At 57.5% G+C, this 26,214-nt stretch carries 19 protein-coding genes and 3 pseudogenes; 7 read left to right on the top strand and 15 right to left on the bottom strand.

What is annotated here, in order from left to right:
* Positions 1-1,227 precede the first annotated feature (1,227 nt).
* From JQ575_RS21255 to JQ575_RS44765, 3 genes and pseudogenes are all read right to left on the bottom strand, one after another.
* Positions 1,228-1,494, bottom strand: coding sequence for a hypothetical protein (locus JQ575_RS21255; RefSeq protein WP_212035142.1), 267 nt, complete (start codon positions 1,492-1,494; stop codon positions 1,228-1,230).
* Between the two features lie 1,140 nt (positions 1,495-2,634).
* Positions 2,635-3,214, bottom strand: a pseudogene (locus tag JQ575_RS46495) (DNA ligase); the annotation flags it as partial.
* 191 nt (positions 3,215-3,405) lie between these two features.
* Positions 3,406-3,549, bottom strand: a complete 144-nt coding sequence (locus tag JQ575_RS44765; protein ID WP_249166798.1) for a hypothetical protein — start codon at positions 3,547-3,549, stop codon at positions 3,406-3,408.
* Positions 3,550-5,437: 1,888 nt separating this feature from the next.
* Between JQ575_RS44765 and JQ575_RS21240 the strand changes: the two genes are divergently transcribed.
* Positions 5,438-5,662 carry a hypothetical protein gene (locus JQ575_RS21240; RefSeq protein ID WP_212035141.1) on the top strand — a complete coding sequence of 75 codons (225 nt, stop codon included), beginning with the start codon at positions 5,438-5,440 and terminating at the stop codon, positions 5,660-5,662.
* Positions 5,663-6,410: 748 nt separating this feature from the next.
* Here JQ575_RS21240 and JQ575_RS21235 read toward each other — a convergent pair.
* Positions 6,411-6,563, bottom strand: coding sequence for a hypothetical protein (locus JQ575_RS21235; protein ID WP_212035140.1), 153 nt, complete (start codon positions 6,561-6,563; stop codon positions 6,411-6,413).
* A 255-nt stretch (positions 6,564-6,818) separates the two neighbouring features.
* Here JQ575_RS21235 and JQ575_RS21230 point away from each other — a divergent pair, with 255 nt between their 5' ends.
* On the top strand, positions 6,819-7,205 hold the full coding sequence (locus tag JQ575_RS21230) for a hypothetical protein (RefSeq protein WP_249166797.1): 387 nt from the start codon (positions 6,819-6,821) through the stop codon (positions 7,203-7,205).
* Between the two features lie 132 nt (positions 7,206-7,337).
* Here the strand turns inward: JQ575_RS21230 and JQ575_RS21225 are convergent, their stop codons facing one another.
* Genes JQ575_RS21225 through JQ575_RS21210 form a run of 4 tightly spaced genes read right to left on the bottom strand, consistent with a single transcriptional unit; the run spans position 7,338 to position 10,125 of the window.
* On the bottom strand, positions 7,338-8,003 hold the full coding sequence (locus JQ575_RS21225; protein WP_212035139.1) for a hypothetical protein: 666 nt from the start codon (positions 8,001-8,003) through the stop codon (positions 7,338-7,340).
* A complete protein-coding gene (locus JQ575_RS21220) occupies positions 8,000-8,392 on the bottom strand; it encodes a phage holin family protein (protein ID WP_212035138.1) in 393 nt (130 codons plus the stop codon). The genes JQ575_RS21225 and JQ575_RS21220 overlap by 4 nt, the downstream gene beginning before the upstream one ends.
* Positions 8,376-8,996 carry a YtxH domain-containing protein gene (locus tag JQ575_RS21215; RefSeq protein ID WP_212035137.1) on the bottom strand — a complete coding sequence of 207 codons (621 nt, stop codon included), beginning with the start codon at positions 8,994-8,996 and terminating at the stop codon, positions 8,376-8,378. The genes JQ575_RS21220 and JQ575_RS21215 overlap by 17 nt, the downstream gene beginning before the upstream one ends.
* Positions 8,989-10,125 carry a hypothetical protein gene (locus JQ575_RS21210; protein WP_212035136.1) on the bottom strand — a complete coding sequence of 379 codons (1,137 nt, stop codon included), beginning with the start codon at positions 10,123-10,125 and terminating at the stop codon, positions 8,989-8,991. The genes JQ575_RS21215 and JQ575_RS21210 overlap by 8 nt, the downstream gene beginning before the upstream one ends.
* A gap of 387 nt (positions 10,126-10,512) precedes the next feature.
* Here JQ575_RS21210 and JQ575_RS21205 point away from each other — a divergent pair, with 387 nt between their 5' ends.
* Positions 10,513-11,370 (top strand): SDR family oxidoreductase, encoded by an 858-nt coding sequence (locus tag JQ575_RS21205; RefSeq protein ID WP_212035135.1) that lies wholly within the window; start codon positions 10,513-10,515, stop codon positions 11,368-11,370.
* 1,571 nt (positions 11,371-12,941) lie between these two features.
* On the opposite strand, the gene JQ575_RS21200 is transcribed toward JQ575_RS21205, so the two are convergent.
* A complete protein-coding gene (locus tag JQ575_RS21200; RefSeq protein ID WP_212035134.1) occupies positions 12,942-13,187 on the bottom strand; it encodes a DUF6894 family protein in 246 nt (81 codons plus the stop codon).
* A gap of 1,498 nt (positions 13,188-14,685) precedes the next feature.
* Between JQ575_RS21200 and JQ575_RS21195 the strand changes: the two genes are divergently transcribed.
* Together JQ575_RS21195 and trhA are read left to right on the top strand one after the other, a co-directional pair.
* Positions 14,686-15,858: a sensor histidine kinase gene (locus JQ575_RS21195; protein ID WP_212035133.1), complete on the top strand. Its 1,173-nt coding sequence runs from the start codon at positions 14,686-14,688 to the stop codon at positions 15,856-15,858.
* Between the two features lie 443 nt (positions 15,859-16,301).
* A complete protein-coding gene (gene trhA, locus JQ575_RS21190) occupies positions 16,302-17,024 on the top strand; it encodes a PAQR family membrane homeostasis protein TrhA (protein ID WP_212035132.1) in 723 nt (240 codons plus the stop codon).
* A 435-nt stretch (positions 17,025-17,459) separates the two neighbouring features.
* Here the strand turns inward: trhA and JQ575_RS21185 are convergent, their stop codons facing one another.
* Positions 17,460-18,473, bottom strand: coding sequence for a YihY/virulence factor BrkB family protein (locus tag JQ575_RS21185; RefSeq protein WP_212035131.1), 1,014 nt, complete (start codon positions 18,471-18,473; stop codon positions 17,460-17,462).
* A gap of 860 nt (positions 18,474-19,333) precedes the next feature.
* On the opposite strand from JQ575_RS21185, the gene JQ575_RS21180 reads away from it, so the two are divergent.
* On the top strand, positions 19,334-19,840 hold the full coding sequence (locus JQ575_RS21180) for a ferritin-like domain-containing protein (protein WP_212035130.1): 507 nt from the start codon (positions 19,334-19,336) through the stop codon (positions 19,838-19,840).
* Between the two features lie 604 nt (positions 19,841-20,444).
* On the opposite strand, the pseudogene JQ575_RS46490 reads toward JQ575_RS21180, so the two are convergent.
* Positions 20,445-21,825: pseudogene (locus tag JQ575_RS46490) on the bottom strand (carbohydrate porin).
* A gap of 207 nt (positions 21,826-22,032) precedes the next feature.
* Here JQ575_RS46490 and JQ575_RS21170 point away from each other — a divergent pair.
* A pseudogene (locus tag JQ575_RS21170) lies at positions 22,033-22,806 on the top strand (transglutaminase-like domain-containing protein).
* A 421-nt stretch (positions 22,807-23,227) separates the two neighbouring features.
* Here JQ575_RS21170 and JQ575_RS21165 read toward each other — a convergent pair.
* The 4 genes from JQ575_RS21165 to JQ575_RS21150 all read right to left on the bottom strand — a co-directional run bounded on the left by JQ575_RS21165 (position 23,228) and on the right by JQ575_RS21150 (position 25,715).
* Positions 23,228-23,767 (bottom strand): DUF1003 domain-containing protein, encoded by a 540-nt coding sequence (locus JQ575_RS21165; protein WP_212035129.1) that lies wholly within the window; start codon positions 23,765-23,767, stop codon positions 23,228-23,230.
* Between the two features lies 1 nt (position 23,768).
* The gene (locus tag JQ575_RS21160; RefSeq protein ID WP_212035226.1) at positions 23,769-24,242 is read right to left on the bottom strand and encodes a low affinity iron permease family protein; all 474 of its coding nucleotides are present in this window, start codon (positions 24,240-24,242) and stop codon (positions 23,769-23,771) included.
* A gap of 305 nt (positions 24,243-24,547) precedes the next feature.
* The gene (locus tag JQ575_RS21155; RefSeq protein ID WP_212035128.1) at positions 24,548-24,772 is read right to left on the bottom strand and encodes a hypothetical protein; all 225 of its coding nucleotides are present in this window, start codon (positions 24,770-24,772) and stop codon (positions 24,548-24,550) included.
* A 790-nt stretch (positions 24,773-25,562) separates the two neighbouring features.
* Entirely contained in the window at positions 25,563-25,715 is a 153-nt protein-coding gene (locus tag JQ575_RS21150) for a hypothetical protein (protein ID WP_212035127.1), read from the bottom strand.
* Positions 25,716-26,214 lie beyond the last annotated feature (499 nt).

Genomic DNA, 26,214 nt, shown 5'->3' with positions numbered 1-26,214 from the left:
GCTATCGCTGCCCCGAGCGAGCCATAAGTCGCATCGTAATTGCCGAAATTCGCCAACGGGGCTGCTACGACAAGCCCGATCGCGAAGTCGAAGCCGAATCTTCCGGCGCGTGGGCCTACCTTCCGAGGAAAAATTCATCTAATTGCGACCGTATCTTGCCCGTCATTCGTCGTCATAGTCATAACGTCGAGGACCGTAGTAAGGCCTCGGAGCGTATTCCCTGTCGTAGGGCCTTGGCACATAATCTCGATCGTAGCGCTTTTGCCCATGGTCGCGATCCTCACCACGCGAGGGCGCTTGGCCTTGTGCAAAAACGGCCCGGCATCGATCGCTGAGTTGCGGAGTATTTTGCCGCAGGCAAGCCACTATCCTGCCGGCATCGGGGACTTGCGAGCTGCATAGCCGCCAGACGTCGGGGGTGCAGGCTCTTTGTTGTTCCCAGGTGCCGCGATACTCTTGGGAAAACGCGGTACTTTGAAGGGGGATGCCGGACACCCCGGCTAGGGCAACGCTCAGCAAAATTCGACGGACTGCTATCATGTCAAACTTTCTTTGATCAGGAGTTTTTGCGACTGCACTCAAATCCCCGCCACCCAGGAAGGTTCGTTTCGCACACCGATTTGTGAAGTGAGGGAAGAACGTGTCTCACGGTGTTCGACTGCGCAGGCGCGGCTTCAGCTGAGCGTGGCCCCACGCTTGAGGTCTGACTGTGCGATGGTGGGGCCGCAGCTGCGTCACGTTTTAACGACGTCGCTCAGACACCACGGAAAAGGGTAGGGCGCTTTTCTCAAAAGCACCGTTTATTTCCCAAGTGCAAAGCAAAACTACTTCTCGCTGTGCGCATAATTGGAGTCGGTTCGCAGCTCGAATGTCCCCAAGCGAAAAACTCATCGTTTTCGGGCGAAGCGCCTGAGATCCGAATGAGGGTGAATGCAACGGTTGGGTAATTTCTCCAGACCCATAGATCGTCGGCAGAGATGGACAGCCAGCCAACTTTAAACATGCAGCGACCGGTTCGGTAACGCGCCCCACCTGAGCCCAAGTGAGTTTAGTGACATGTGCCGTTCGACCCAACGGGCCGCGGACGGCCTAAGTTCCGTGCCCAGCTCACGGGTCTGTCTTATTCTGAACCGTCCGCCAAGTGAACAGGTTACTGGCGCCGTGTGCCTCGGCGCTGGAGGCTTATTCTATTGTTAAAAAAGCCCCGCCGTTTGCGGGGCTTCTTATTTAACGCTTCTGGCCGTCCCTTACGTTGCCGGGCTGAGTTCCGGTGCCCTTCGCGTCGACGGGGGCACCTGTTGGCGCACCTTGCTTGCTGGCATCTGACCCCATCGAATTACCGGTCGTGGCACCCGGGCTATTGTTGATCGCGCCGGAATTGGTCATCCCCGGCTTGTTCATGTCGGACTGAGCGGCCGCTGGCGCTCCAGTGCTCTGAGCGAACGCCGAGCCACACATGAGGGTGAAAGCTGTTACGGCAATAATCTTCTTCATTGTAAAGCTCCTTGATTGGTTTCCAATCCAACCAATGTTCGATGAGAATGTTCGTTCCGTTGTGATCGGGTCGAGTGCCCGCATTCGCGGCAAGATGCGGTCAAACGAATTAAGGACCGCTTCCTAAAAGATGTCGATCTCGCGCGATGGCGGATCACTAAGTTATAAAGTGAACAGTTCTGAGCCGGAAGTCACGCGTTACGCAGGCTCGAGGCGGGCCTCGCACCAGGCCGGCACCGCTTTGATTACGGCGCGCTCGGTGAGAACGCACTTAGGGTTTTTATTCTGCCGGCCCCGGCGCCGGCCTGGGCTCTCTCTTGGCGGCCGCGCAGCTCGCGCTCGACAGGCACATCACTCCGAGCGTTTCTGCGCAGGCCGCAGAACAGGGGCTCGCATTGCTTCGAGACCCGACTGAGTGAGCCTCATCTCTGTTCGTGGCGTCTTGCCGCGAAGTTCGATCCACCCTAGGCGATTTAAACGATCGAGCATTACCGGACCGACCGGTACGGGGAGATGGAGCACGCGCTTCCACTCCCCCGCCACGAGGCACTGCAGGACAGCCCGTTGGCTCATGTTGGCGGCAACGGGTGGTCTATGGTGAATCATTTCTTAGCCTTAAGCGCTGGCTACGACCTACGATCGCGTCCGTCGTTGGACTTAAGAGCAATCCCCGATCGCGTGCAATTTTGCGAATCGACTTTGGCGATCGGCCTGACGTTTACGTTTAACGACCTTTTCGAGTGACGACAATTGGCGTATCGGCATCTTCCTCCTGGCACAGACTCGCCATGCCGGTCTTGCGACAAATCGAACACCGGAGGCCGCTCGGTCCATTCGTCAGCCATGGCCAATAGGTTAGGCGCTTCGCTGGCTCGCAGTAAACGCGCGAACTGGCGGTCCAAACGCACCGGCATCTATGATTGGAAGATCACCCTCATTTCGAACGGGCAGGTTAGGAACGATCGAACAAATTCGCGATTGATACTTGCCGCGGAGTTAAGGTGGACTTGCTCTGCGACAACCGGGTCCTGCGAAGTTCTCTCCATGAGCAGCGCGCGGGCCCGGCCTATCAGCCGAGGAAATATGGATGGCACCGTACTCCGATCTACGGTGCGCTTCGCACATACGATGCCCTCATTCGTTGTTACCGCGGCCGGACGCATAGGTGCTATCGCGCATTGCGAAACCAGGCCTTCCGGCCCGACCTTGCAGGCGTGCTTGTATATCTCGCGGCCGTCGGTCTCGAAGCTTTCGCTGAACTGGATGTCGGTCGCGGCGATCAGCTTTTTGAGGTGGGCCTTGTGCTCCATCAGCGGCAGTTTTCGCAAGTCGTAACCGTTGAGATAGAGCAGGTCGAAAGCGACCAGCACGATACGGCTCGATTTGCCCTTCAATTCGTTTTGCAGAACGGAAAAATCTGTGGTGCCGTCAGCGGCCGGCACCACGACCTCGCCGTCGACGATCGCGGATGCGGCGCTGATGTGCCAGGCGTCGTCGGCGATCTTCCTGAAACGGTTGGTCCAGTCATTGCCGCGCCGGGTGTAGACCTTTATTGTTCGTTGGCGAGGTGGACCTGAACACGGTAGCCGTCGAACTTGATCTCATGAATCCACCGTTCGCCATTCGGGACGCTGCCGATGGCGGTGGCAAGAGCGGGCTCAATGAATCCGGGGAAGGGCGCCTTAGTGCCTATTGCCCCCGGCTTTTTGCGCGGGGCCATTTCAATCCCGCCGCCGATCGAGCAATTCCGTCAACGCATTGCTGTGAGCTTAAAGAGATCCCCATCTCTTTCGATATATCCGCGTGCGAGTAGGTCCATGACCTCCGCTTTTTTCGCCTGATTAAATGACCAAGCTGGCCCAATATTGCGCAGAACCGCGATTGGTTAACATCAAGCCTTCATCCTTAGTATCACACCAAACGCATCGGCAGCGGCAACTGCACGTCGTGATATCGGCCCTCGTAGCGGTCCGTAAAATCCGGCAGCGGTAAGGGAATGTCACGCATCTGCAGATCGCAGCGGCGGCGCAGTTCGTGTGCGACGTCCTCGGACACGTCTTCCGACCAGCGTTCCGCGCAGTGTGGAACGCGACGACGCGGATGGGGCTGCTGTACTCACCGGACGACAGGTCCTGAATGACGGTCTCGAGAACGGCGGCTCGCAATCTGTCTCGCGCCAAGCGCTGCCATTTTCCCGCATGTCCGCCACTAGCGTTTGATCGTTACTTGGGCACAATGGAGGGCGTCCAATTGGAACTACGCATCAAAGCAACTCCTACGCTGCAGAACCGGGATTTAAGCGAATGATTCGTTTCCCACACTGGAACGGGATGCGGCTAAGCCAAATTACGAGGAGGAACCATGAGGGCGGCGGGTAAGTTCGGGCATGGCACCGTTGGAGCGCGGCCCGCGTCGTGCCGCAAATTGTCAATCTTTCGGGGATCGGAAGGCGGCTAGACACAGCGCGTAGCGGTACTCTCACAGCGTGAAAAGGAGGGAGGCCGCTAACCAGCGGCCTTGCTTTCCGAGGGGCGGTTTGGTTCGCCTCTTGACGGGCCAACAGGCAGCGCTTTTTAGCAGCCCTTGCAGATACTTTTCACCTTCGCATCGACCCTGGCGTTCTCTTGGCTAATTACCGCGTCAGCGGGAGTCGTTGGGCCACCCGGTGTTACCGTACCATCGATGCGGCCAGTGCTTGTGCCGCCGGCTCTGTTACCTGCCGTCCCTGTTGTAACAGAGCCACGAGGTGCAGAGTTTCCGCTAGCATTTCCAGGCGAACCACTAGAATTTGCGGTCCCAACCGTATTCGTACCCGGTGCATTCGGAGCTGCAGCAGCATTGGCTGCCCCACTGGGGTCGTTCAACGAATTGTTGAGACCGGCAGGATTGGCGGGGCCGTTCGCCGCACCACTGATGGCCGAGCTGCCAGCTCCAGCGGAGCCTGCGCTAGGGACTGCAGTTCCGGCACTGGTCCCCACAGACCCTCCCGAAGCGCCTCCGGCAGACGCGCCGCTGGACGCACTGCCCCCAGCGGACCCTCCGCCCGAGCTTCCACCACCGCCTCCGCCTCCACCACCTTGAGCAAATGAGGCAATGGGCGAAAGCACAAGAGTTATGATGAGCAATTTGACGGGGATGCGTATCGACATAATCGATCTCCTTCTCCGCAGGGCAATCATTTCAGGGATGGGTTGTTCCTATTTCCCGTAAGGGGGGTCAGCCGCGGACGCATCCTTAGAGGTGGCTAGACGTCATACCGCAGCGGATTTTCGTGACTGCCGATAGGAGCGGCTTCGTCAGTAACAAGTAGCATACGCGGCCGTTCTCTGGACGAAATGAATATGCAGTAGATCTGCCAGCTTCCGCAGGCGGCCGACGTATCAGAAGCGATTCGAGCCGCCTTCTTAGTCGGCCCGGCAACTCGAGCGAACATTTTCGAAATGATGGATCGGTACGCCACCGGTCGGGTCGAAACCTTGCGGATATGCGGGGGATGCGAAACTAAACCGCAGCCGCGGGTTACCTTCAGATCCGCGCGATCGAGCGCCGGTGGACCGTAAAGGGACTGATGCAGCCTCCGAACAAGGCTTCACCGTCATGAGGAACGCTGCCGGCGTTCGCTGCGTTGGATCCCGGGGCTATGGAGAGCCTCATGGACAAGAAGATTCTAGTCCTTGCCTTTTGGTGGCATTTTGCTTCGCCCTAGCTGCTGGGCAATAGTCAACGCGGACACAGCCCACGATAAATCCCTCCAAGGGTGCCGCAGGCTGAAGTGCGGGATAGTTTAGACATTCGGCTCATCTCGCAGCGAACATCATACATGAGGTCTGAGCGCTGACCTTGATCTCGCTTGAGATTGCTGACTCCGCGGCTCGGGCGCTCCTCCGTCATGCCGCCGGAGCGATGCGGTAGGAACGACTAAGAGCGGCTACGGTTGACGAACATGTCTACACATCAGCGCAAGATCTACCAAAGCGAAAATGGCGACGAGTGGTGGCTATGCGACGGCGATGGAGGGAATCTGTTCGTGCTCCATCAAGCAAACCTTCCTTCGGGCGGCAACTCTAGCAAAATTGAGATCAGCGATTTTCTCGCCAAAGGCAGAGCGGGGCCGGAATATCAAGCCCTCCGTCTTCTGATAGGCGACCTGGTAATGAAGGTCGAATAAAGGCGTTATTCAGCTGTCGAAAATGCTCGTAGTGCGCTTGAGTGCTGCGTTACATTCGCAGGCGGGGTCCTGGATTTTGCGAATGTCTTTGCTTTGAACTCTACCCCGCGAATGGTGGTGCATGCTGGCCCCATGCGTGGATGAAAGGATGTATCGGAACTGAACGCCTTACCTTGGATTTTTCGTGAGGCCTTGACCAGCAGCGGAAGTGAACGCAAATGCAGCGGAACTTGCTGGTTATCGGCACCGCTATAATGGGTTTTTGCTGTGGTGTCGAATATCTGGATAGCTCCGAAAGCACCATTATCAGCTTATGAATGCAGACCCATCCTTAAAGCTCATTCTAACACAGCCCTTTCATGCGACTGACCGATAGATCGCCCAGCCCGGCGCAGGTAGCCTGCGGGAAAAGACAAGAATCTACTTATACTTGGTTTGTTATCAGGTTGGCCCATGGTGAGAGCAAATTCACCGGCCGAATAAATTCGACCTTCGCCAATAATTCTAATGACGGTACTGCCGCGATCCTCCGTCAAGGTCATCGCCGCATCCTCAGGATTTGCATAAGCCTGGACAACGAACATCTGAGTGCAGCTTACTACGCCCATTCCAAGCTTCTGTGCACTTCGGTACATTGTCCCGGGGCTCAGTCTCTTTTGCAGCTCAACGGAGCGGTCGAGTAAGCAGTCGGAATGCACCGTTCGGTGCGCTGCCGACGATCGGGCGGTCATGAGCAAGCTTCGACTAATCAGGTGCGGAAAAACACAAACCATACTATGGCCATTACCAACACGGCCAAGCTGATGCTAGTAATCAAGAGCATCAGGATCGACGGGCCGGGTTCAGCTTGACGCGCTTCTGTGGCCGTTTCAACAATCACGCCGTCTTTCTTTTGGTCCATGGCAGTTTCCTTTCGAATTTAAGATGGTTCCGCGGCAAAGGTTCCTAGCTACACACTTCCCGACGCCGGTGTTCTGAAGCGCATTATTTGCCGACCGCTTGTGCGCGGAACTGCGCATTTCGGCGGCTGACCTGGTGCGCCGTCATCTGTCCAACCTCATCAACTTTCTTGCCGCTGTTGTCTTACTCAAATGCTGACCATTCCCGCCGAGAACGGCTGTCGAAGTTGGTCAATCTCCACAAATTGAAGCAGGCGATGGCTTTGGTAATTCTCAGCCCGCATATTCCGTTGCTGTTTATGGGGGAGGAGGCCGCCGCCGATACTCCCTCTCTTTTCTTTGCCGATTGGTCAGGCGAAGCTGCCGAACTAACGCGTAAAGGCCGGCGCACGGAATTTGCGCACTTCAAGGCGTTCTCCACAGCCGACCTGCAGGAGAAAATCCCGGATCCTTGCGATGAGCGGACGTTCTTTGCTTCCAAGCTTGATTGGCCTTCCATCGATCAATCGCAGATCAGCTTGGAATTTCGTGCCCTGACGAAGGAATTGCTCAAAATCCGCCGCAGGGCACGTCCATATCCGGCGGCAAGGATGACAACGGCGACGGCGGTAGGGATAAAATGCCAGAGAGCAACTCGGCAGTGAAGCCGTCGCCCGGGAAGCCCAACATTCCCAACCCAGCGAACCGTTAGGCAGCCTGTAGGGGCCGGGCCAGCCTACATCCGGCCACGGTCGGGGACTGACAGTGCGGTAACCGCGGGACCGTTCATCAAACCCTCAACTCTTGCGTTCGTTTCCCGCCGCATCGACCATGCGGCTGACCTTGCCTGAAAGGGCGTCCATCGCCGCCTTTGCGTCATCGATCGTGAGGCCCTGCCTGCGCGCTTCGTCCGCCGCGGTTTCGACGACGGTGGCTGCAACCGTGGCCGCCTTGTCGATCTGCTGGCCTGCGATTTCGGCAGCCTTGCTTTTCAGGGTCTCGCTGGTTTCGCCAAGGTATGATTTTTCGATCTCGGTGTTCGGCAAGGCCGCGGCGATGCCGGCGCCGATGGCCAATCCAATGGCGCCCAATGCCAGGGGCTGTGCCTTGAACAGATCGGTCAGATTGCCCCGCACCGTGCCAAGAACATCGGCAGAATCCGGCAGGGCCTTTGCGTATTCGGAGGCCATGCGGGTCGCGGTTTCAATACCGTCGCTGCCCGTCTCACGGACGGCTTCGGCAGCAGATGCAACGCGGTCCTGTGTGGCGCTCATAGCGTTCCTTGCCGCGTCCGGCAGGCGATCCAGGCCGGTCTTCTGAAGAATATCGCCAGGTGCGCCCGCTTTGCCGGCGAACAACCAGACCAGTCCCATTCCGATGAGTGCCGCGGAGACCGGATTACGGCGCGCCGCGTTGCCGAGGTCCTTGATAAAGTCCGAGCCTTTTTCAGTCATGTCGGTCATCGAACCATCTCTCTCGCTGCCGCTTTGTCTCGTTCGACTTCTTCAATCATTACAGTGGGCGCAAGCGCATCGCCCGAGAGGCGGTTAAGGCCCACCACGATGAGGGCGACCGATAGGGCCGCTGCGCCGCCACCGGCGACGAGATATGCGATGGGCTCGGAGAAGCCGCCCTGTATGAGGGCAGCCGCCGCGGCGAACAACAGCAGGACAAGCGCTGGAATCATGATGACTGCCCCAGCACCCATCATTGCGGCAGCTCTCCCGGCCTGTCCGGCCTTTTCGGCCAGTTCGGCGCGAGCCAGCGCAAATTCGTTGCCGATCAGCTTTGCGAGCTGACCGACCGCATCGCTGAACAGTTCCGGGATCGAACGATCAGTTCGAGAAGTCATCGCGATACCCTCGGTTGTCTGCTGCGGAGGAGCGGCTGTCCGATCTCAGGGCTTGCGAACTCGGGCCGTCGTCAGTGGAGGAGCTCTTGAGGAACCGAACGGCACCAAAACCCGCCAGGACCGCCAACCCAAGGAAGGCCGTAGGTTGACGGCGCGCAAAGGATTGCGCGTTCCGGACCACGTCGTTCAAGTTGCCGTTGCGGATGTGATCGGAAACGCCCTCAATCTGGGAGGCCGCCTTCCGGATGTAGCTGCCCGCGAGCGGGAGATCCGTATCGAACTCCCGCGCCGCGCGCCGCATTGTTTCCGCCAGGTTGCCGACGTATTCCGCGCCGGACGACTTTTGACTGTTGACCGCGTCCTTGATCTTGTCAGTAGCCTGAGATGCAACATCCTTGGCCGCATCGACGAGATCGGAGGCCTGGCCCTTGATGGCGTCGGTCGAGCTTTCCGGGGTACTCTTTGCCTTGTCCGAGTTCGGGCCGGTAGAGACGGCCTGTTCGGCAAGACTTTTCGTCGACGCCTCCGTATCAAATGTTGCTTTTGCAGAAGAACGTCCGGGGATCGGCGCACCCTGTTGCTCTTTTCCAGTAGTTTTAGCCATGCTCGTTTCCTTCGCGAATGTGTGATTGCGATGTCTTTTCGGGATCGAACGCCGTTGTAACGGCACTTTCGGCTACGTTGCGCACGGCTCCGATATCCCGGGTGGCCTCGTCCAGTTTGTCCGGGCTGAGACCGTCCGCGCCTACCTGCCGCGCAGCGTTCTGGAGCAGTTCGCCGGCTGCCCCCTTTGCCGCGTCGAAGCCCTTTGAAACAGCTTGGCTCACCCGATCTTTTGTTGCTGCAGCCGCATCACCGACGAGATCCTCCTCCAGGTCACTTTTGGGAAGCGCACTCGCAAGTAATCCTCCCAGCAGCAGACCCACGCCAGCAATCAAAAGTGGATTCTCTTGAATGGTGTTTGAAAGAGTGTTCCCGGCCCGGTTTGAATAGTCCAAAGCCTTGTCGCGGACACCCCGGGCTGCTTCCAGGCCGACGTCCGATGCGGATGAAGCAGCGTTTCGCGCGGCAGTGACGGTGGACGCCGCAATATTGCGCGATGAGGCTATCGCGGACCCCGTCAAACCCGTCGCTTCCGCTGCTATGTTGGCGGCCGAGCCCTTCGACCGATCGCCAAAATGCTTGTCTGTGGATCCAGCCGCCTGGTGAGCGTGGCCCGCACCCGTGGACAGTACTTCCCCTGCTTTGTCAGCGGCGTCGGAAACGGCCTCCCTTGCTGAGTTGAGGCTCGTTTCAACCCGATCCTGAAGATCGTGGCTCCGCCGGCGGAGTTCGTCCGAAAGGTCGGATGCCATATCAGAGGCTTTTTGAGTAATCGATTGACCCGACTTCGAGCCGGCGAAAAATAGTCCAGCACCTACCATCAGAACGGGCAGCGGAATTGACCTAACCAATCGAAGTAGCGGGTAAGCGACACTTGCGCCCACAGCAACCGCCTGCATCGGATTACGGCGGGCAGCCTCCGTTACGTCTACCAGCATCCGCTCTCCCCTGGAGCGCACGTAGTCGGAGACTTCCGCCTTGATGTTCGCTGGCTTTATCCGTTGTTTGATCTCGCTTGCTGTATCGCTCACGCTATTCTTGAGCAGTTCCACCGTCTCGTTCAGACCTTCTCGAGTTTGCCCGGCTTCGCGCTGTAGCTCTGGGAGCGTTTGCTCAGTGGACTGCGGCATGATTTGATTTCCTATGCTGGTGCAGGGCCTGAACTGTTAGACATGGCCATTGTTCCAATGCTCAATTTTGGTTTGGTGCTTTGGGACCACTCCTTTAGCGCCCAGCGCCCAGCCAGCGCCCAGCGGCGGCGGCGCTCCGAGCGCCAGGCGACAAGCTCTGCTGGCATCGCCGTCGATCAGCCATCGTTGCGCGCAGGGCCCAGTAAAATTTCAGGATTGGGACAACGCTCCTGTTTCCGAGCCAGGCCGACCTCAAAGAACCTGCGGCCCGAAGGATCATTTTCGAAGGTTCAAACTCTGCCAGGCGGTCGACTTGTTGAAGATTTTTAACCAGTTTGGAACGACAGGCCCGCTGGTCATTTGTAGAAATCAACGGAGAATTTCCTCATGCTCGATTATCCCAAGCCGCCATTCGCCGGGCAGAAACAACCGATGCCAGGTTCAACGGACGCGATGCAGCCCCGCCCGGATCATGGCGAAACTTCCTACAAGGGCTTTGGTCGCCTGACGGGAATGAAGGCGGTCATTACCGGAGGGGATAGCGGTATTGGGCGCGCCGTAGCAATCGCCTACGCGCGAGAAGGGGCGGATGTCTTGATCTCGTATCTTAATGAGACCGACGAGGCGAATGAGGTGAAGAAGCTCATAGAGCAGGAAGGCCGCAAGGCCGTGCTCGTACCGGGCGACCTTCAGGATGCACGCCATTGCCGCGAGGTCATAAAAAAAGCGGTCGACGACCTCGGTGGCATCGATATCCTCGTGAACAACGCCGCGCACCAGGCGACGTTCAACGACATCGGCGACATATCGGACGAGGAATGGGAGATGACGTTCCGAACCAACATCCATGCCATGTTTTATCTGACGAAGGCGGCGGTGCCACACATGAAGCCCGGCAGTGCCATCATCAACACGGCGTCGGTGAATTCCGACATGCCGAACCCGATGCTTCTGGCCTACGCGACCACCAAGGGAGCGATCCAAAATTTCACCGGCGGTCTGGCACAAATGCTCGCGGAAAAGGGCATTCGCGCCAACGCCGTCGCCCCAGGGCCGATTTGGACCCCCCTTATCCCATCGACCATGCCCGATGAGACGGTGAAAAATTTTGGCAAGCAGACGCCCATGAAGCGCCCCGGTCAACCCGCCGAACTTGCAAGCGCCTACGTTATGCTTGCGGATCCCTTGTCGAGCTACACTTCCGGCACCACCGTGGCGGTCACCGGCGGCAAGCCGTTCATCTAATGGCGGGTCACAAGCATCAAGGCGCTCCCATCTATTGCGCTTCTTTTTCTGATCGCCAGCATCTTAGGCTGGTACGTGGCCAGCCTAATCCAATGGCTGCGGCGGTAAATAAGCAAGCTGACGCACTTGCTGTGAAGCTAAGTTATTGAAGTCGTCCGTTCCTGAAAGAAGTCTGTGTCTCTCGCTCATTGGACAACGACTGTCGGTGACCAAGGGTAGGATCGTACATGAGGGCCCCTTTCGTTAACAACGACATCATGATCGCGACGATAGCCGGCTTGTTAGCCTGGATAATCACGCTTGCTATACGTACCGCTTTTGGCGGCTGACCCCCGACCAACGACAAGCTGTGGGTCAATGACATTTCCGCCCCAGTTTGCACCCAGCGACGCGCCGCGCTTCAATAGCGCATGCCCGAACTCACCGCAGCCCACACCCCGAACGCTCCGATTGGCTGGCACGTCTATACGACGACGTTAAGGAACAGGGGCGTCGGCTCTTTGCCCTCGTCGCAAGCTTTTGAGTATCTTGTGCGGCTGCCACCAGTCACAGAGACAGATTTGAATGGAGGCACCAACTCCCCAGATAGGGGAGATGAAATGCAAACATTCAGAGATCTACAGAGAAAATGCCGAGAACTGCCTCCGTCTGGCTGAAGGCAAATCTGACGATCCTTCTTTCAAGCGCTTCCAACGAATGGCTGCTGGTTGGCATGCCCTTGCGGATGAGAAGGATTGGTTAGATGGCGAACTTCCCTCCTCAGCGGCGTGCAGCCTATTCTAAATTCGGGCCAGCCCTAGGCTTTCGCATAACAGGCCCTTCAGGAGTGGCATCGCGATAGTCGATGTCCGCAGTGACTCACGTCGCCCACGGACTCCGCCTATTCGCCCGCACAATACATTATACAAGTACGCCGGCGTCGAGTGAGTACAGGCGCCGCCGCGGCATGCCACCCGGCCAGTTCTCCTTGCGTTAGAGCAGGCTGTAAAAGAGGGTGACGATGAAGCCCGCCACGACAAAAAAGCAGGCCAGCATTAGTTCAGGGGGAATTGGACCCGGGGTTTCCTTCTTCATGCCCGCTAACACTCAACGATCCCGACCGTTCCAACGCTGCGATAGCAAGAGCGGGCTCAATGAATGCGGGGAAGGGCGCCTTGGTGCCCATCGCCGCCGGCTTTTGCGGGCCATTTCAATCCGGCCAAGCCCGATCGAGCAGAAACCCATTGCCGTTAGCTTGAATACGTCACCGTCCCTTTCGATGATCCCCGTGCGAGCAGGTCTAGGTGCTTTCTTCGCTTTGTTACTGACGCGATATCGCGCAGAACCGCAAATTGCGATCGGTTAGCATGGTCTCAGGCCAACCGCATCGGCAGCGGCAGCTGGAGTCGCGGTAGCGGCTTTCGTAGCGGTCGATGAAATCTTGTAGCGTGAGCGGGATGTCGCGCACCTGTAGATCGCAGCGCCAGCGCAGCTCATGGGCGACGTCTTCAAACACGTCTTCCGACCAGCGCTCGGCGGTGTTGAACGCGATGACGCAGATGGGGTTACTGTACGGACCGGACAGTAGGTCCTTACTGCAAGCGCTTAAACTCGAATGAGAACTTGGCGTGCATCACCGGTCCGTCATCGTCACGGACTCCGACCATCATATAGTAAGGGGATCCGTTCCCATCGGCCTTTCTCAGTCCATCCCGTGCCAAGTCAGCAAGTGCGCGTGCCGCTTCAGCTTGCACCGCCTCCAGGTTTGGAAACTCAATTCCCTCCTCGTCGGGAATAAGGCCGGAACCGTCGCGAAAGTCGAAAAAGTATCGTCGCAAGGTTGTGCTCCCGTTGGGCGGGAGCCCGGTAGCGTCTCTCAGTCACCGGTATTGGCCAAAGGGTCGAGTTGCAGCGATGCCGGATCAATACGACGGCCAAGCCATCGTTCCAAACAAATCAGGTCGCTGCCATTTTCAAACTAAGTAATTTGGGGTCGAAACAGGCCAGTACCCAACCGACCCCCTAGCTACCGCTCTTGCTAGCTTCCATTGCGGCGCTGATCTCTTCGGAGACCATCAGGTGCTCTCTTCACCAGCATGCACGCCGCCAGTGGCGATCTTCCATAGGCGCATGTCGATGACGTTCCGAGATTCGACCGCTAACATGAGAGCCGGATAGAAGGGAAAAAATAGCATCTCGCTTGTCTCCTCACAGCGAAAGTGCTGCAACTGCCAACAGTCTGGAAACTCAATGGTTGCTAAGTGCGCGGCCGACTGGCGCCGCTGGTGGTCCATTGGCCGGTTATGTGCACTTTTGTACTGACTTGTTGCTCGCGCCAGAATTGCGCTATTCTTTGGGTTCGAAGGTCGCAATCCCGACGCGCCGATTGCATTGCTCGAGCACTGGCCATCAACCAACGCTCCGTTCGTAGCCGGGCTTCCACGTCATTGTTCGCAAAGAATCACGATGCGATTGCGGTATGGCCCGGCGTCGCCGACGACGTAGGCGCAATAACCCGTAAAATCGCTTCATTGACGAGGCTACGGCGGCGTGAGGAGCAACCTTTAAACCACCCGCCCGTTGCCCCGCATGACAGACACCACACAAGACAAGCGAGCATCGAGCTCTTCCCCGGAAGCTGGTCACAAGGTCGATACTAGCAAGCCGATAGAGACCACCGAGCAGCTGAGGATCGCAATCGACCAGGGCAACGGAAAGGTCGATGCGACTGACCCCGCTGCCGCTCCGCTTGGAACCGACGACGAAGCGGGCGGCACTCCTAACAGCTATGCACAGGTCCGCTTGGCGGCTGCGCACGAGATCCGGCCCCCTAAGAAGCGACAACGGACTTCCGGTCTAGGGGCCGCATGGTGGGTCATCGGGGGAAGCGTATTCATTGGAGTGTCAATCGTCGCTTCCGCTGTTTGGATAATACCGTGATTGTGCAAGGGAGAAAGCAATGACTGATTACGTAGACAAGCGCGGAGGAGCCTACGACCTAGTAAAATCGACCGGAAACCCGCACCCGCAGCTGAAAGATAACCAGACCCCAAGCCAGAAGGACCAATGGGGTGCGGACGTTCGGCCCAAACCCCTACCTGGACCTGAACGGGCGTTCAATATAATGCGCTCTTTCGGGAGCGTGACCCTTCAGTCACCGATGCCATCGTGGAGCCTCCAAGATCCCGCTGTTAGGAAGAATACCGAATTGGCCCTTGCCTTTGATTGGGTGGCGGGTCGACCTCCAAGGTGGCACGCGTCTGTATTCTCTTTTTCGGCATAACGACGCGATCAACGATCCTTGGCACTTTTTGTGCAACAGGATGTTAGAAGCTGATGGAAGAACGTCCGAGCGAGGCAAGCGAAGATGGCGTGCTGGATAAGCTCCGGCGGCATGTTCGCATTCTGGTCGATATTGGGCGACTGGCGGGTGAGAACGCCGATTTAAATCGCTTCCTGGATCAGACCGTCGTCCAGATTGCCCGGGCGGTGGAGATCCACCATATAAAGGTTCTGCAATATCGTCCGAACACCTCCGATCTCCTCCTAGCCGCCGGTGTCGGATGGAAGGAAGGCGCGGTACGCTCTTCCACCTTCACCATCGATCTACGTTCTGCGCCCGGACGGGCATTTCAGACGGCCGAGCCAGTCAGCATCAGGGATTTCCGCGAGCAAGACGAGTACATTGCGTCGGACTTCCTAAAGGAGCATGGAATCGTCTCAGTGACGAACGTGCCGGTACTGATAGATGGCGCGGCCTGGGGTGTGTTGGAGGTCGACAGTACCACGCCAAGGAACTTCACTGAGGATACGACAGATTTTCTGACTGCTGCTGCAGCCCTTATAGCGACGAAGATTCGCGGCAGAGAACGGCCGAATGAAGAAGCACGCCTCATGGTTGCCGCCGCCGAGGCCCAAAAGCGAGAGGTCTTACTTAGGGAAATGCAGCATCGAGTAAAGAATAACTTTCAACTCGTTCTGTCCTCCATTTCCATTCAGAAACGTCGATACGCAGAGGAGGGGGCCCACCGCGCGCTGGATCACGTTGCGAGCCGCATCCATGCGATCTCTCTCGCCCATGATCAGCTTTCGTTTCGGGACGAAGGCCAAAGCGTCCGGCTCTCCAATTATTTGCGCGCTCTATGCGGAGCGATCCGTCAGCAGGTCGACGGTGTTGAGATTGAGGTCGAATGCGACGAACTCGAATTAAGTATGGATCGCGCCTTGCCGGTTGGCCTCATTTTAAATGAGGCCGCGATGAATAGTATTAAACATGCATTCGGCCCCGAGGGCGGGAAGATAAGGGTGCGCTTGGTAGGAGGTGTGGGCTATGGTGAGGCCCGTTTGACGATATCCGACAACGGCCGGGGAATCCAGAAGTACAACGAACACGGATCTGGCATCAAATTGATCGCCTCGCTTGCAAGACAAATCGGTGGCGCGGTTGATCAAGAGACCAGCGATAGTGGGACGACAACCGCGCTTACGTTTCCATTGATGACATCTTAAGACGTCGGGAGAGCTTTTACGTAGGAAAACCTCGGTGCACTCAACGTTTCAATGAGGCCGGGCAGGGGCGAGCTAGGAGCGCCTTGCTCTCCTCTCTGTGCCGCTCAGAATGCGCTAGCGGCGGTTCTTTATTCGGTCAGCCATTGGCTTGGCTCTTCAAATCGTCGATAAGGTGGCCGTGCGCCAATCCAGGCCACCATGCCGCGTTCAGCGAGAGATTGGCATTTCAAGGGGGGCTCTGCGCCTGAGACTCACAGCTAATCATGGCGGAAGAATTTTGCGGCTGCGGCTAGCGTAACGCATCGGTCCGGCACTGAAAGGGTGTGCTTGAATTCAGATCGGTCCAAAGAGCTAGACAGGCATAAACTGTTTTCTCGCACGGGAACGCTCCAAGGTTAGCCCTGTTGATTACTCGGTCAACGGTCAATGGGACGGCGCCCAGTATGCAGCAACAAATCGAAACCGGAGAACCGAATAAGCCGGTTAGCGATAATCAAGCTCCAGTGGCCCGGCATCCGACTGGTGCGATCCCATGGAATTATGATCGCGCCGAGATAATCGCCGATGGAGTTATCCACTCTCTCGGAATCAGTTTGGGATTAGGTGCGGCATCTACGCTGATCGTCCTAGCAACCTATTCGACCACACCTATCCGACCTGGAATTATTGCAGTTTACGCACTTTGCTTACTAACAATGTTAGGGATGTCTGCGGCTTATAATCTTTGGCCGCTCTCTCCGCAGAAGTGGTTGTTTAGGCGATTTGACCAGTCAGCCATATATCTACTTATAGCGGCAACCTACACGCCGTTCCTCTCTCAACTTAACGACAGCAAGCTGTCGACGTGCTTGTTGGTCGCACTATGGTCGTCAGCTGTCGTCGGTATCGCTGTTAGGCTGGTTTTTCCGGGTCGCTTCGATACGTTCTCCGTCGTATTGTACGTTGCAATGGGGTGGAGCGGCATTATTGCATACGACAACGCTAGAGCATCGCTCCCGGTATCAATTCTGGCGTTCATCGCGGTGGGGGGATTGTTATACACGATCGGAATAATCTTTCATCTGTGGGAGAACTTGCGATTTCAAAATGCCATCTGGCATGGTTTTGTTTTAATGGGCGCCGGTTGTCACTTCACTGCGGTGTTGGATCTTGTGATTCGGCTTTAACGCGAGCGCGATAACTTGTTGATCTGCAGTTCAATATGGTCCCGCTTTGCGGAAGTGTAGTCGATAGCGGTCTGTTGGATCAGGACATAGGAGGTCAACAGAACGGCCTCTAGCGACAAAAACATCGCGAGCAGCGGAAATGGGATAAGGATCGACGGCCTGATGGGGGCCGTGCATAATGTGAAGCGCGACCCAGGCGCACACCGCCCGGCATTGTACGAACACAAAGTAGGCGGTCCCAAAGAGCCACCGGAGTGCATGAAAATGCGATGATGGAGGGCTGCCGGAATCAACAACGGGATCGAGCGTGCCCGCACACGCCCTCCTTAGGGGTCCACGGTAACGAGCTCTATCGAAGACCCTATCGACCCGGTGCCTACGGCGTAGAAACCGGTGAATGTCCCAGTCGATTCAGGTTAACCCACACCGCGGAAGTTAGGTTCTGCGACCGACTGTATCAGCCATCTTGGCACCTCGCTCACCGGCTGGGGCGGGGGCACCGACCGTTGTGTCGGAAGAAGTCTGATGTTCGAGTTCGGCATTAATCTTGGCACCGATCAAGATGACTATCGTCGAGATCCAGATCCAGGTCATGAAGCCAACCGCCGCGCCGAGTGATCCATAGGTCTTGTTGTAGCTGCCGAAGTGTGACGTGTACCAGGAAAAGAGCAGGGAAGCCGCAATCCATGCCACTGCGGCAAAAATGCAGCCTGGTGAGATCCATCGCCATTGCGGCTGCTTCCGGCTCGGGCCGAAACGATATAACACCGCGATCATCAGGCTTGCGACCACCAAAAGCACCGGCCAGCGCGCGTAGTTGACGATTTCGCTGACCCAAGGGAGGTTAAGAAAAGACAGAAGGGTCGGAACAACCGTGATCGTCAACATTGAGACTATCACGAAGGCGAGGGCCGCCAGGGTTAGGACGATCGAGATAGAGTTCAGTTTTATGAAGCTACGCTTCTCTTTCTCTTCATACACCGAGTTCAGGCCTTCAAAAATCGCCTTTATGCCGCCGTTAGCGCTCCACAATGAAATCGCAAGACTGCCCAGTGTCGCAAAACCAAGCTTCTGCGCTGGCTGGGATGTGAGTTGCTGAATTTGATCCCGTACAATTTGCATCCCCCCCTCCGGCAGAACGCCCTCCAGGCTACCCAGGTGCTGGCCGATGGTGCTGCTGTCAGCAACGAGCCCGTAAAGGGAGATCAGGCCTGCAAGCCCAGGAAACAGCGCCAGCAGCACGAAGAAAGTCACACCGCCTGATATGGTCGTGATCCTGTCCTCTGAAATGCCTTTGAAGACTCGCGTTGCAACGTCCCGCCAGCCGCTCGGCGGTATCTGAGCCGGTGTTTGAGCGTTGCCCCCTCGTGAGCCGCCTGATCGATCTGACGTGTGTACAGCCAGAGCAGGTTTGGCCCGGTAACTGGTACGGTCGGAAATCACTGCCATTGATCAGCTCCGGGGATGGGAAATAGCAAAGCACTTGGCTGAGCTTTAGAAAGCAACGGGGTGACTTGGACAAAGGTTCCTCGTTTTGAGGGGTCACTTGGCATAAGCGCAGTCCGCGAAACACCTGTGCAGCCTGGCCGCGTCTACCTCTGGATGCAGCGCAGCTTTCTGAGGTGCGGTGCTGCCGGCCTTCTTGCGGGCATCTCCTACTGATGGAACGGCGTGCGGAGCTTCTGATTGCGAATGGAAGCGAGCGTGGACAGTTATTTTTCGGTGGGTATGGCCGGTTGCACCGGCTTCGGGCCCGCCGGCGTTGGCTTGATGGCGGGTTCGGGAATGGTCGGCGTTACGTCGGCGCCCGCTTCCTTCGCTGCATTGAAGGTTGTGCGGGGTGGCGTCTGGGGCGGCCGCATCCGAGAGCGCGAGAGTGTCTCGCTAAGCTTGAGCCCACCCCGCGATCAAAAGAGCGAGCCATGCGCCTACCACTAGCGATTGAAACCGGACGGCCCGCTTGCATGGTGTCAAACGGACCGCCCGGCGGAGGACCGTCCGTGGCTAAACGAAACCGCTGATACGAGAATACACCGGCGCTGCTCGTGTTCCTATTTTTTAATCGATTGGTCGTCCGCCGTCGGCTCTGTCGTGGAAATACTTCTCGCGATCAAACATCAGATTAGGAACGCTCCTATTACGGAAAATAGCCCGCACCTGTGCCGAGCTATGGCTATCGCCATTCTGCCGGCAGCCGATTAGTTCATTCTTTCGATAACAGAACCGGGATTCAAGTGGACCGGCGTCAAAGGAACTTTAGCACCCATCGGGGATTGGGCCTTTTTCAACATCGGATGGTGGTGGACGTCATGGCTAAAGAGAAATTGCTTGCGGACCTGTTTCTGGACACTCTGAAAGACATCTACTTCGCCGAACGGAAGATCATGTCGGCGCTGCCGAAAATGGCCAAGGCGGCGCAGTCTCCCAAGCTCAAGGCAGCCTTCGAAAAGCATCTCGGCGAGACCGAAGGTCAGGTCGAGCGGCTAGATCAGGTGTTTGCCTCGATCGACGAAACGCCCAAGGGTAAGACCTGCGATGCCATCATGGGAATTCTCGATGAAGGCAAAGAAGTCATGGACGAATACAAGGGCATGCCAGCCCTAGATGCCGGCCTCCTAGCTGCGGCGCAGGCCGTCGAGCACTACGAAATCTCCCGGTATGGCACGCTCCGAACGTGGGCCAACGAACTCGGTTACAAGGACGCGGTTAAGCTGCTTGATGCGACGCTCAAGGAAGAGAAGGCGACGGACAGCGCTCTGAGCAGTCTCGCGGAAGCGGAAGTCAACCAGCATGCTGAATCGGCGCAAGCCGCGTAAAAAGGGCGGATGTACCTCTTTTTGCGAAAGGCCCCGCTGAAGCGGGGCCTTTTTAATGCCGCACTGAGACCATGCGGGTAGCTGGCCTTCCGTAAGCAAGAAAAGGAACCTTGCCGGCCGCCGCCGGTTGGAATGCAGGTGCGTGGAGGCTGGTCCTGATGAGTAGGATGAGCTGGGCGGTGGTGGCGGCCGTCGTTGTAATAGCCGTGATAGCACTCATGTTGATTTCGGGAACATGGAATCCGAGGTTTGTGGAGCGGGATGCTGCCGGCGTGCCCGTCGGCGGCTCGCCGCGACCGTTAGCACCGGGATCATCGATTAACTCCCCACCTCCGCCTCCACCTGAGGGTCGGGCGAAGTCGCCCTAAATTGACGCGTCGCGTGGCGCGGTGAGGAAGTTAGCTGAGGATTATCCTTCCCCCTCAATCGGCATGTTTTGTTCCAGGTGCGATCCCTGACCAAGCTCGCAAAGAGGTCCCATCGTGTTTCCAGGGTCAAGCCCGCCGCGCTAACCAGCGCCACGGGGACTGCGACGGGAGCGCTTGACGACCCAGTAGACTTCGCAATCGCAGAATATCAGTACGTCGCGATAACGGGGCGCGCGCTAGAACTTCATCACCGTTCTCAAACCGAATACCGAGGCATTTTTCAGCGGTTTGCCGGGATTGTTCCCCAGAGGATTGGTCGCGCCCCCGCCGGGATGCACGATATATTGGAAATCCGGCTGAACCGTCCATCCGGCGCGGATCTCATACTGGTAGACAGCGGTGAACAAGCCTTCGAAACGACGAATCGGCCAGCCTGGCCCGGATAGAGTTTGAAAGTCCGTGTCAAGCGCGCGGGCCCACGGCGACACATGTGCGTAGGCGGCGGCAATCCCGAACTTGTCCTTGGGCCTACGGTCGCCGAGCCCGATGAATTCAAGCCCAGCGTCGGCATAATAGTCGATGAGATTGCGGTCGGGCGGGCTGTAGGAAGCCCTTGCAAAATGCCGATGCCGCGGTCGTCATGAACACCCACCCGATAAAGCTTCTGCTCAAAGACCGAGTAGAGACCGAAATCACCTCGCAACATCGCAGGCGTGCCGCCTAATGTCGGATCGGCCAACGTCACGCCGGAGGCACTCAGGCGCTGATCGGTAAAATCGCCGAAGTGGCGCCAGGCGCCGAATTTGAGTTTCCCTCAAGGCCCGGATCACCCTTCTTGGCATTCCATAGCAATTGCATCTCGCCAAGCACTAGCGGAGGATCGTTGACGCGGAAATTGACCCCGTAGCGATTGCGAAGCTGTGGGTCTTGTGGCCCCGGTCCGGCGGCATCGCCGTTGAAGACCGCGCCCAGCAAGGAGAGGTCGTCGGAGACATCGGCGCGCAGGCGCGCTCCGACCGCGGCAAGCGGCGGCGAAGGGCCACCACTCGGCATGTTCAGCGACAGGCCAACCGGCCATCCCAACGAAGCGTTGGTGAACACGTCGGTGTATTTCGCAGTCATGAACTCGGTGTCAGCGGCAAGCTGCCCCGCGCGGAAGGCGAGCTTGGTGCCCCACTTTTGCTCGAACCACATTTCGTAAAGGCGCGTGGACGGCAAGGCCTCGATGCCGCTGACATCCAGGAAATTGAACAAGGCGCCCCGTGAAAGACCCCCGCCGTGAATCTGGAAAAGATTGGCGTGGAAGGTGAGCTGCCGCATGCCGGCAAGCTTTTCGAGATCGACGTCGACAGCGAGGTTAAGCCGGCCCTCATAAACGCTACCCTGTTTCAATCCACCGGAAGGATTGCCAAGGACCTCGCCAATATAGGTCGCAGCTAACTTGATGCCCCACCGCTCCAGCGGGTTCGGCAGCAAGCCCAGTGTCGTCTCCTCGACGGTGCTTTCCCCGGTGTCCGGATCGGCCGGCTTCAGGTCGTCAGTCTTCTTGTCTTCCTGCGCGGCCGCGGCGCCGGCAGACAGGAGGCTGACCACGAGGAGGGGTACCCAAAGGCGCATCGGTCTCACGGTGATTGCCGCTTCGCTGCCACGCTTGCAGCTTTCGAAGGCACTGACAACAACACAGTTTCACCCGCGCCTAAGTACCAAAGTGAACACAAGCAGCGGACCCACTTTGGCTGATTTTTGCGTTCGCGCTACCGGAACCAAGCTACCATCATCCGGGCCGGCTACGATATCGCATTTGACTGTTCTCAAGACGTGCCGATGGTGGTGCTTCTATCGGTGCATCCATCACTTCAGAAAGACCTACTCAGTGAACACAAGCTTCGAGGTATCGCCATCGGGTCATCACCCGCCACGGCCTCGATCCGTTTGGCAATACCTGGACCCGGTTTGTGGCACCCGCTGGCCGTGTCGAAATCCGCATGACTTCCTGATTGAAGATGGCGGTTTGCCGGATCAAGCGGCGCCCGACACTCGGCATGGGATGTCAATGACCTGCCCCGACGAGGTTCTGCCGTTCCTTTATGGACGTCGTTATTGCGACACCCAGAAGCTGACCAATCTCGCCTGGTCGCAGTTCGGGCCGATCGCTGGCGGATGGCAGCGCGTGCAGGCTATTTGCGATTATGTGAATGAACGTACTCAATTCGGCTTTCACCATGCACGCTCAGATCGCACGGCCTCTGAGGGCTACGAAGAGCGCGTCGGAGTTTGCCGTGACTTCGCCCACCTGGCTGTTACGCTCTGCCGCTGCATGAACATTCCAGCGCGTCGGGCTATCTGGGCGATATCGGCGTACCAAAGGACCCCGCGCCTATGGATTTCAGCGCATGGCTGGAGGTGTTTCTCGACGTACGATGGTTTACCTTCGATGTCCGGCACAACGACTTCCCCCGTATCGGGCGTATCGTCATCGCCCGAGGGCGCGACGAGGCGGATGTGGCGATCTCGACCCAGTTTGGCGATGCGGCGCTTGCCCGGTTCGATGTCGTCACCGAGGAAGTGGGCCCGGGCGCGCTCAGTCGGGCGGCCTGAGGCCCGCACTGCGCGCATTATAAATTCAGTAGCCGCGAAACCCCAAGCGAGACTTCGGTTCTACGGGAGGGCCATGCCTCTCTGTGAAGGTTGACCTGCAGATTCCCAAGCCCACGATGTTTCGCAGCTCTCGATTCGGTAAGCTTCAGGTGCGGGAATTGCGCCGGCGACTTTAAGCTCTGAGCACCTGAGCTGGTCAGCATCGTCCACAAAATCGGCAACTCTCTTTCCGCCATCAGCAAGGAAGCTGCCGCCCAGCGGCCACGATAGCAACGGAGCCACGCGGTGAGCGACATTCCGATCTTTACCGAAAGGAGCCGCGCAGAGCAATTGAGGCTCTGCTGCCCCTTGCACCCTTCGACGATACTTTTGGTCGGGCGGCCTGCCGTCGGAGACGATCAGGCGGCCAGCAACCGTGCACTTAGTCTGCCTTTGATTCGTTTCTTTCTCGGGCTTTTAGATCTCGGGCAATTTCATCAACCGCCGTATCTTGGGCGAGTTCCTCAACGTGCGTATCCTTAACATTGGGCACGTTTAGATGATCGGCAATGCGCTGCAGCGCATCTAGCGACCGCGTTGCTTCCTGCTCCGCTAAAAGATTGATCTGCAGCTCAAGATGATCCCGCCTTGCGGAAGTGCGGTCGATAGCGTTCTGTCGGATCAGGACGCAGGAGGTCAACAGCACGGCCTCTAGCGATAGAAACATCGCGAGCAGCGGAAATGGATATGGATCGACGGCCTGATGGGAGCCGTGCATAATGTTCAGCGCGACCCAGGCGCTCACCGCAAGGCATTGTGCGGACACAAAGTAGGCGGTCCCAAAGAACCACCCGACTGTATGAAAAATGCGATGATGGAGGGCGAGTTCCCCTTCGTCCTCCTTTTCGAGGCGCAGAATGGCTTCGATATTGTTGCGGGCTTGTGAAGGTGTGGACGTCCCTTGCAAATCGCGCGCGGTCATCTCAGCTGGCCGCCTGCACGGCCGCCTTCCGCGCTTTTTTTCCGGTTTCCTTCACAGTTTCCTCACCAACCTTCTCTGCCTCGGCGCGCGCCTCGCACTTGGTGCGCAGATCTTCGAGTTCGTCATCGGTAAGATGCTCGATACCGACGAGGGAATTGTGCGCGGCGCCCACGCGAATGAGTTCGTCGAGTTTCACCTGTATGGCTGCGCTATCTCTATTTTGCGAGTTCTGAATGAGGAAGACCATCAAAAACGTCACGATGGTTGTGCCGGTGTTGATGACCAACTGCCAAGTATCGGAAAAACCAAACAGCGGCCCAGTTATCGCCCAGACGAAAACAACACCGGCAGCAAGAACGAAGGTTAAGGCCCGGCCTGCGGTTTGCGACGTTTTATTGGCGACATCACCGAAGACCCGGCTAAAACTACCGCCATTCTGTGCAGTTTTCTTAGGCTTGGTTTTCTCACCGACCATCGCGTTGCCTTCCTTTGCTGCCGGAGGCATCGTGGCCTCCGGTCGTAACTAATGGAGCGAGAACAGGGCGGAGTTTTACTGCGTCCGAGGGTGTCGTAAGGATCGGCGTACCGACGGCCATTAGTAAGCCTATGAGATAGTCCCGTGTTCGAGTGTGTAAAGTTTGGACTGATAGTTTTGATTTGTGCGTTGCGCCTCGTTCGAATTACTCAACTTAAAACGGGCATAGTGATGCGATGTTCCGGGAGTACCAAATAGAAGAGCGGTAGCGGGGAGCTTGGTGGCCCCTCGAGGGTCTGCGCGTATCAGTCCGAGCAGACCTTCATTGTCTTCATGCCCGTCTCGGCCTCGGTCCGCGTTTTAAAGATACCGTTGTCAACGACGGTTGTCGTGGTTGTCGTCGGCTTCGTGTCGACGATCGTGCACTTCTTTGTCGTCGAATTCCTGACGACATAATATTCGTTAGTCTGAGCGAAAGCAGACGTGGTCGCGAATGCGGCGACAGCGGCCGAAAGCAGAAGCTTCTTCATGATCGGGTTCCTCCAGTGTTGCGCGCCGGATTCCCGAAACGGTCCAGCTGTCGTCGTCAGTGCACCGCGCGGGGAAGAAATAGCTAGCGCCGCCCAAGACGACTACGGCAGGCACGGCCCGGAGAACGACTACGGGCATTTTGAATCTCCTCGGTTGCCGAACCTAACGTTAGCCATTGCCACTTGTTCCCGGGGGCCAGCAACAGGTCTGCCGTATCTTGCTTGAAGAATTGAGGTAGAAAAAAGCGCTCCCACCATGCTGCCCTGGTGGTTTCCACACTCTACCCAAGCGCCGTCGGCCGTACTCCCGCTGACGCGGTAAGCCGTTCTTGTCGGAGAACTGCGAGCTTCAATTACGACTAAAGATTTCGCTGACATGAATGATCGTCATCGTTAACGGGGCGAGGCTAGGCGAGACCATTTCCGCCCGCCGTGATGCAGAGGAAGACACGGGAGGTTGCAGCGACGCTGGCAAAATACCGACGGTACCGGAGCAGTGGTGCTGGCTTAATGAGGACCTCTTCCGAACGACTGCGAGGTTCGGGTCATGACCGTTCAGGGCGCCTTAGGATACACCGCTGTCAGCTTTTTTAAGACTTCGCGCGTTGCGACGCTTCACCGGATCAGGTGAAGGAGGGGCTCTCGATCACTCAGAGCTTGTCTCGAAGCCATCTCACCGAGCCGGGAAAAATGTTGGGTTATTCAGGCGTTGCCGGCTTAATCGGCGCCAGGAGCTGCGCGGCAATTCGGGCTTTAAGCGCAGGCGAGCAGCTGGTCGAGCACGATCTCGTCAGTGCCGAATTGCGGCTAGGACGACGCCAACCACGACAGACTCGAGCAGCACCATGACGTCGCTCATCTGACCGCCCGCCTGGAGGGTCGGCCTTACGATCTGCTCGACGATCTCGCCAACCGCGGCATTGTGGATTTCGAGAGGGGTCATCGCGTGGGGCGCCCTTTGCTGTTCGGAAATCGGAGGGGGTATTCAGAGGGCCTCTCAATATGGCGTCGGGGACCGCTACCATGGCCTGCGAGCGGCACCAGGGGCTATTTCAACACTTGGACAGTTTCGGTGCAATGAAAACAAAACTGGAGAACGAAGGCCGTTGCTTTTTTTAGAAAAGCCGTCCGTGGCGGCCACCCCGGACCGGGGCGTGTCAGAGAATCTAATCTCCAACGAAAGGCGCTGCCGGCCGCGGTCGTGCGAGCGCCAAAGGAAAAGCTAACAGCCGATTTCAATGCGGAAAGCGGATTCGGGAAAACTGTACCGGGAATTAAGTGCCAACCGATCCGAGTTATACCCCCGTTTAGACAATCGTCCCTTCATCGTCCTAAGCGCGCTATCCCCTTAGGCGTTGGGGCCGTTTTTTTTCGCCCGCTACGGGGGCACATCGGCCAACGTATGCGGTTCAATGGCGGAAGGCGAGCCGTCAAACAGAACT

The organism is Bradyrhizobium sp. JYMT SZCCT0428 (genome assembly GCF_018131075.1).
GTDB lineage: Bacteria > Pseudomonadota > Alphaproteobacteria > Rhizobiales > Xanthobacteraceae > Bradyrhizobium.
Note: the sequence above shows the minus strand (reverse complement) of the source record. Positions and strands in the feature narration are given on the sequence as shown.

What these genes read in the sequence shown, in the direction of transcription:
- JQ575_RS21180 (WP_212035130.1), top strand. Translation starts at nt 19,334, where the DNA reads ATGGCTAAAGAGAAATTGCTTGCGGACCTGTTTCTGGACACTCTGAAA.
- JQ575_RS21150 (WP_212035127.1), bottom strand. Translation starts at nt 25,715, where the DNA reads ATGACCCCTCTCGAAATCCACAATGCCGCGGTTGGCGAGATCGTCGAG.
- JQ575_RS21155 (WP_212035128.1), bottom strand. Translation starts at nt 24,772, where the DNA reads ATGAAGAAGCTTCTGCTTTCGGCCGCTGTCGCCGCATTCGCGACCACG.
- JQ575_RS21230 (WP_249166797.1), top strand. Translation starts at nt 6,819, where the DNA reads ATGGCTTTGGTAATTCTCAGCCCGCATATTCCGTTGCTGTTTATGGGG.
- JQ575_RS21220 (WP_212035138.1), bottom strand. Translation starts at nt 8,392, where the DNA reads ATGACTTCTCGAACTGATCGTTCGATCCCGGAACTGTTCAGCGATGCG.
- JQ575_RS21240 (WP_212035141.1), top strand. Translation starts at nt 5,438, where the DNA reads ATGTCTACACATCAGCGCAAGATCTACCAAAGCGAAAATGGCGACGAG.
- JQ575_RS21205 (WP_212035135.1), top strand. Translation starts at nt 10,513, where the DNA reads ATGCTCGATTATCCCAAGCCGCCATTCGCCGGGCAGAAACAACCGATG.
- JQ575_RS21235 (WP_212035140.1), bottom strand. Translation starts at nt 6,563, where the DNA reads ATGGACCAAAAGAAAGACGGCGTGATTGTTGAAACGGCCACAGAAGCG.
- trhA (WP_212035132.1), top strand. Translation starts at nt 16,302, where the DNA reads ATGCAGCAACAAATCGAAACCGGAGAACCGAATAAGCCGGTTAGCGAT.
- JQ575_RS21210 (WP_212035136.1), bottom strand. Translation starts at nt 10,125, where the DNA reads ATGCCGCAGTCCACTGAGCAAACGCTCCCAGAGCTACAGCGCGAAGCC.
- JQ575_RS21195 (WP_212035133.1), top strand. Translation starts at nt 14,686, where the DNA reads ATGGAAGAACGTCCGAGCGAGGCAAGCGAAGATGGCGTGCTGGATAAG.
- JQ575_RS21255 (WP_212035142.1), bottom strand. Translation starts at nt 1,494, where the DNA reads ATGAAGAAGATTATTGCCGTAACAGCTTTCACCCTCATGTGTGGCTCG.
- JQ575_RS21185 (WP_212035131.1), bottom strand. Translation starts at nt 18,473, where the DNA reads ATGGCAGTGATTTCCGACCGTACCAGTTACCGGGCCAAACCTGCTCTG.
- JQ575_RS21160 (WP_212035226.1), bottom strand. Translation starts at nt 24,242, where the DNA reads ATGGTCGGTGAGAAAACCAAGCCTAAGAAAACTGCACAGAATGGCGGT.
- JQ575_RS21165 (WP_212035129.1), bottom strand. Translation starts at nt 23,767, where the DNA reads ATGACCGCGCGCGATTTGCAAGGGACGTCCACACCTTCACAAGCCCGC.
- JQ575_RS21215 (WP_212035137.1), bottom strand. Translation starts at nt 8,996, where the DNA reads ATGGCTAAAACTACTGGAAAAGAGCAACAGGGTGCGCCGATCCCCGGA.
- JQ575_RS21225 (WP_212035139.1), bottom strand. Translation starts at nt 8,003, where the DNA reads ATGACCGACATGACTGAAAAAGGCTCGGACTTTATCAAGGACCTCGGC.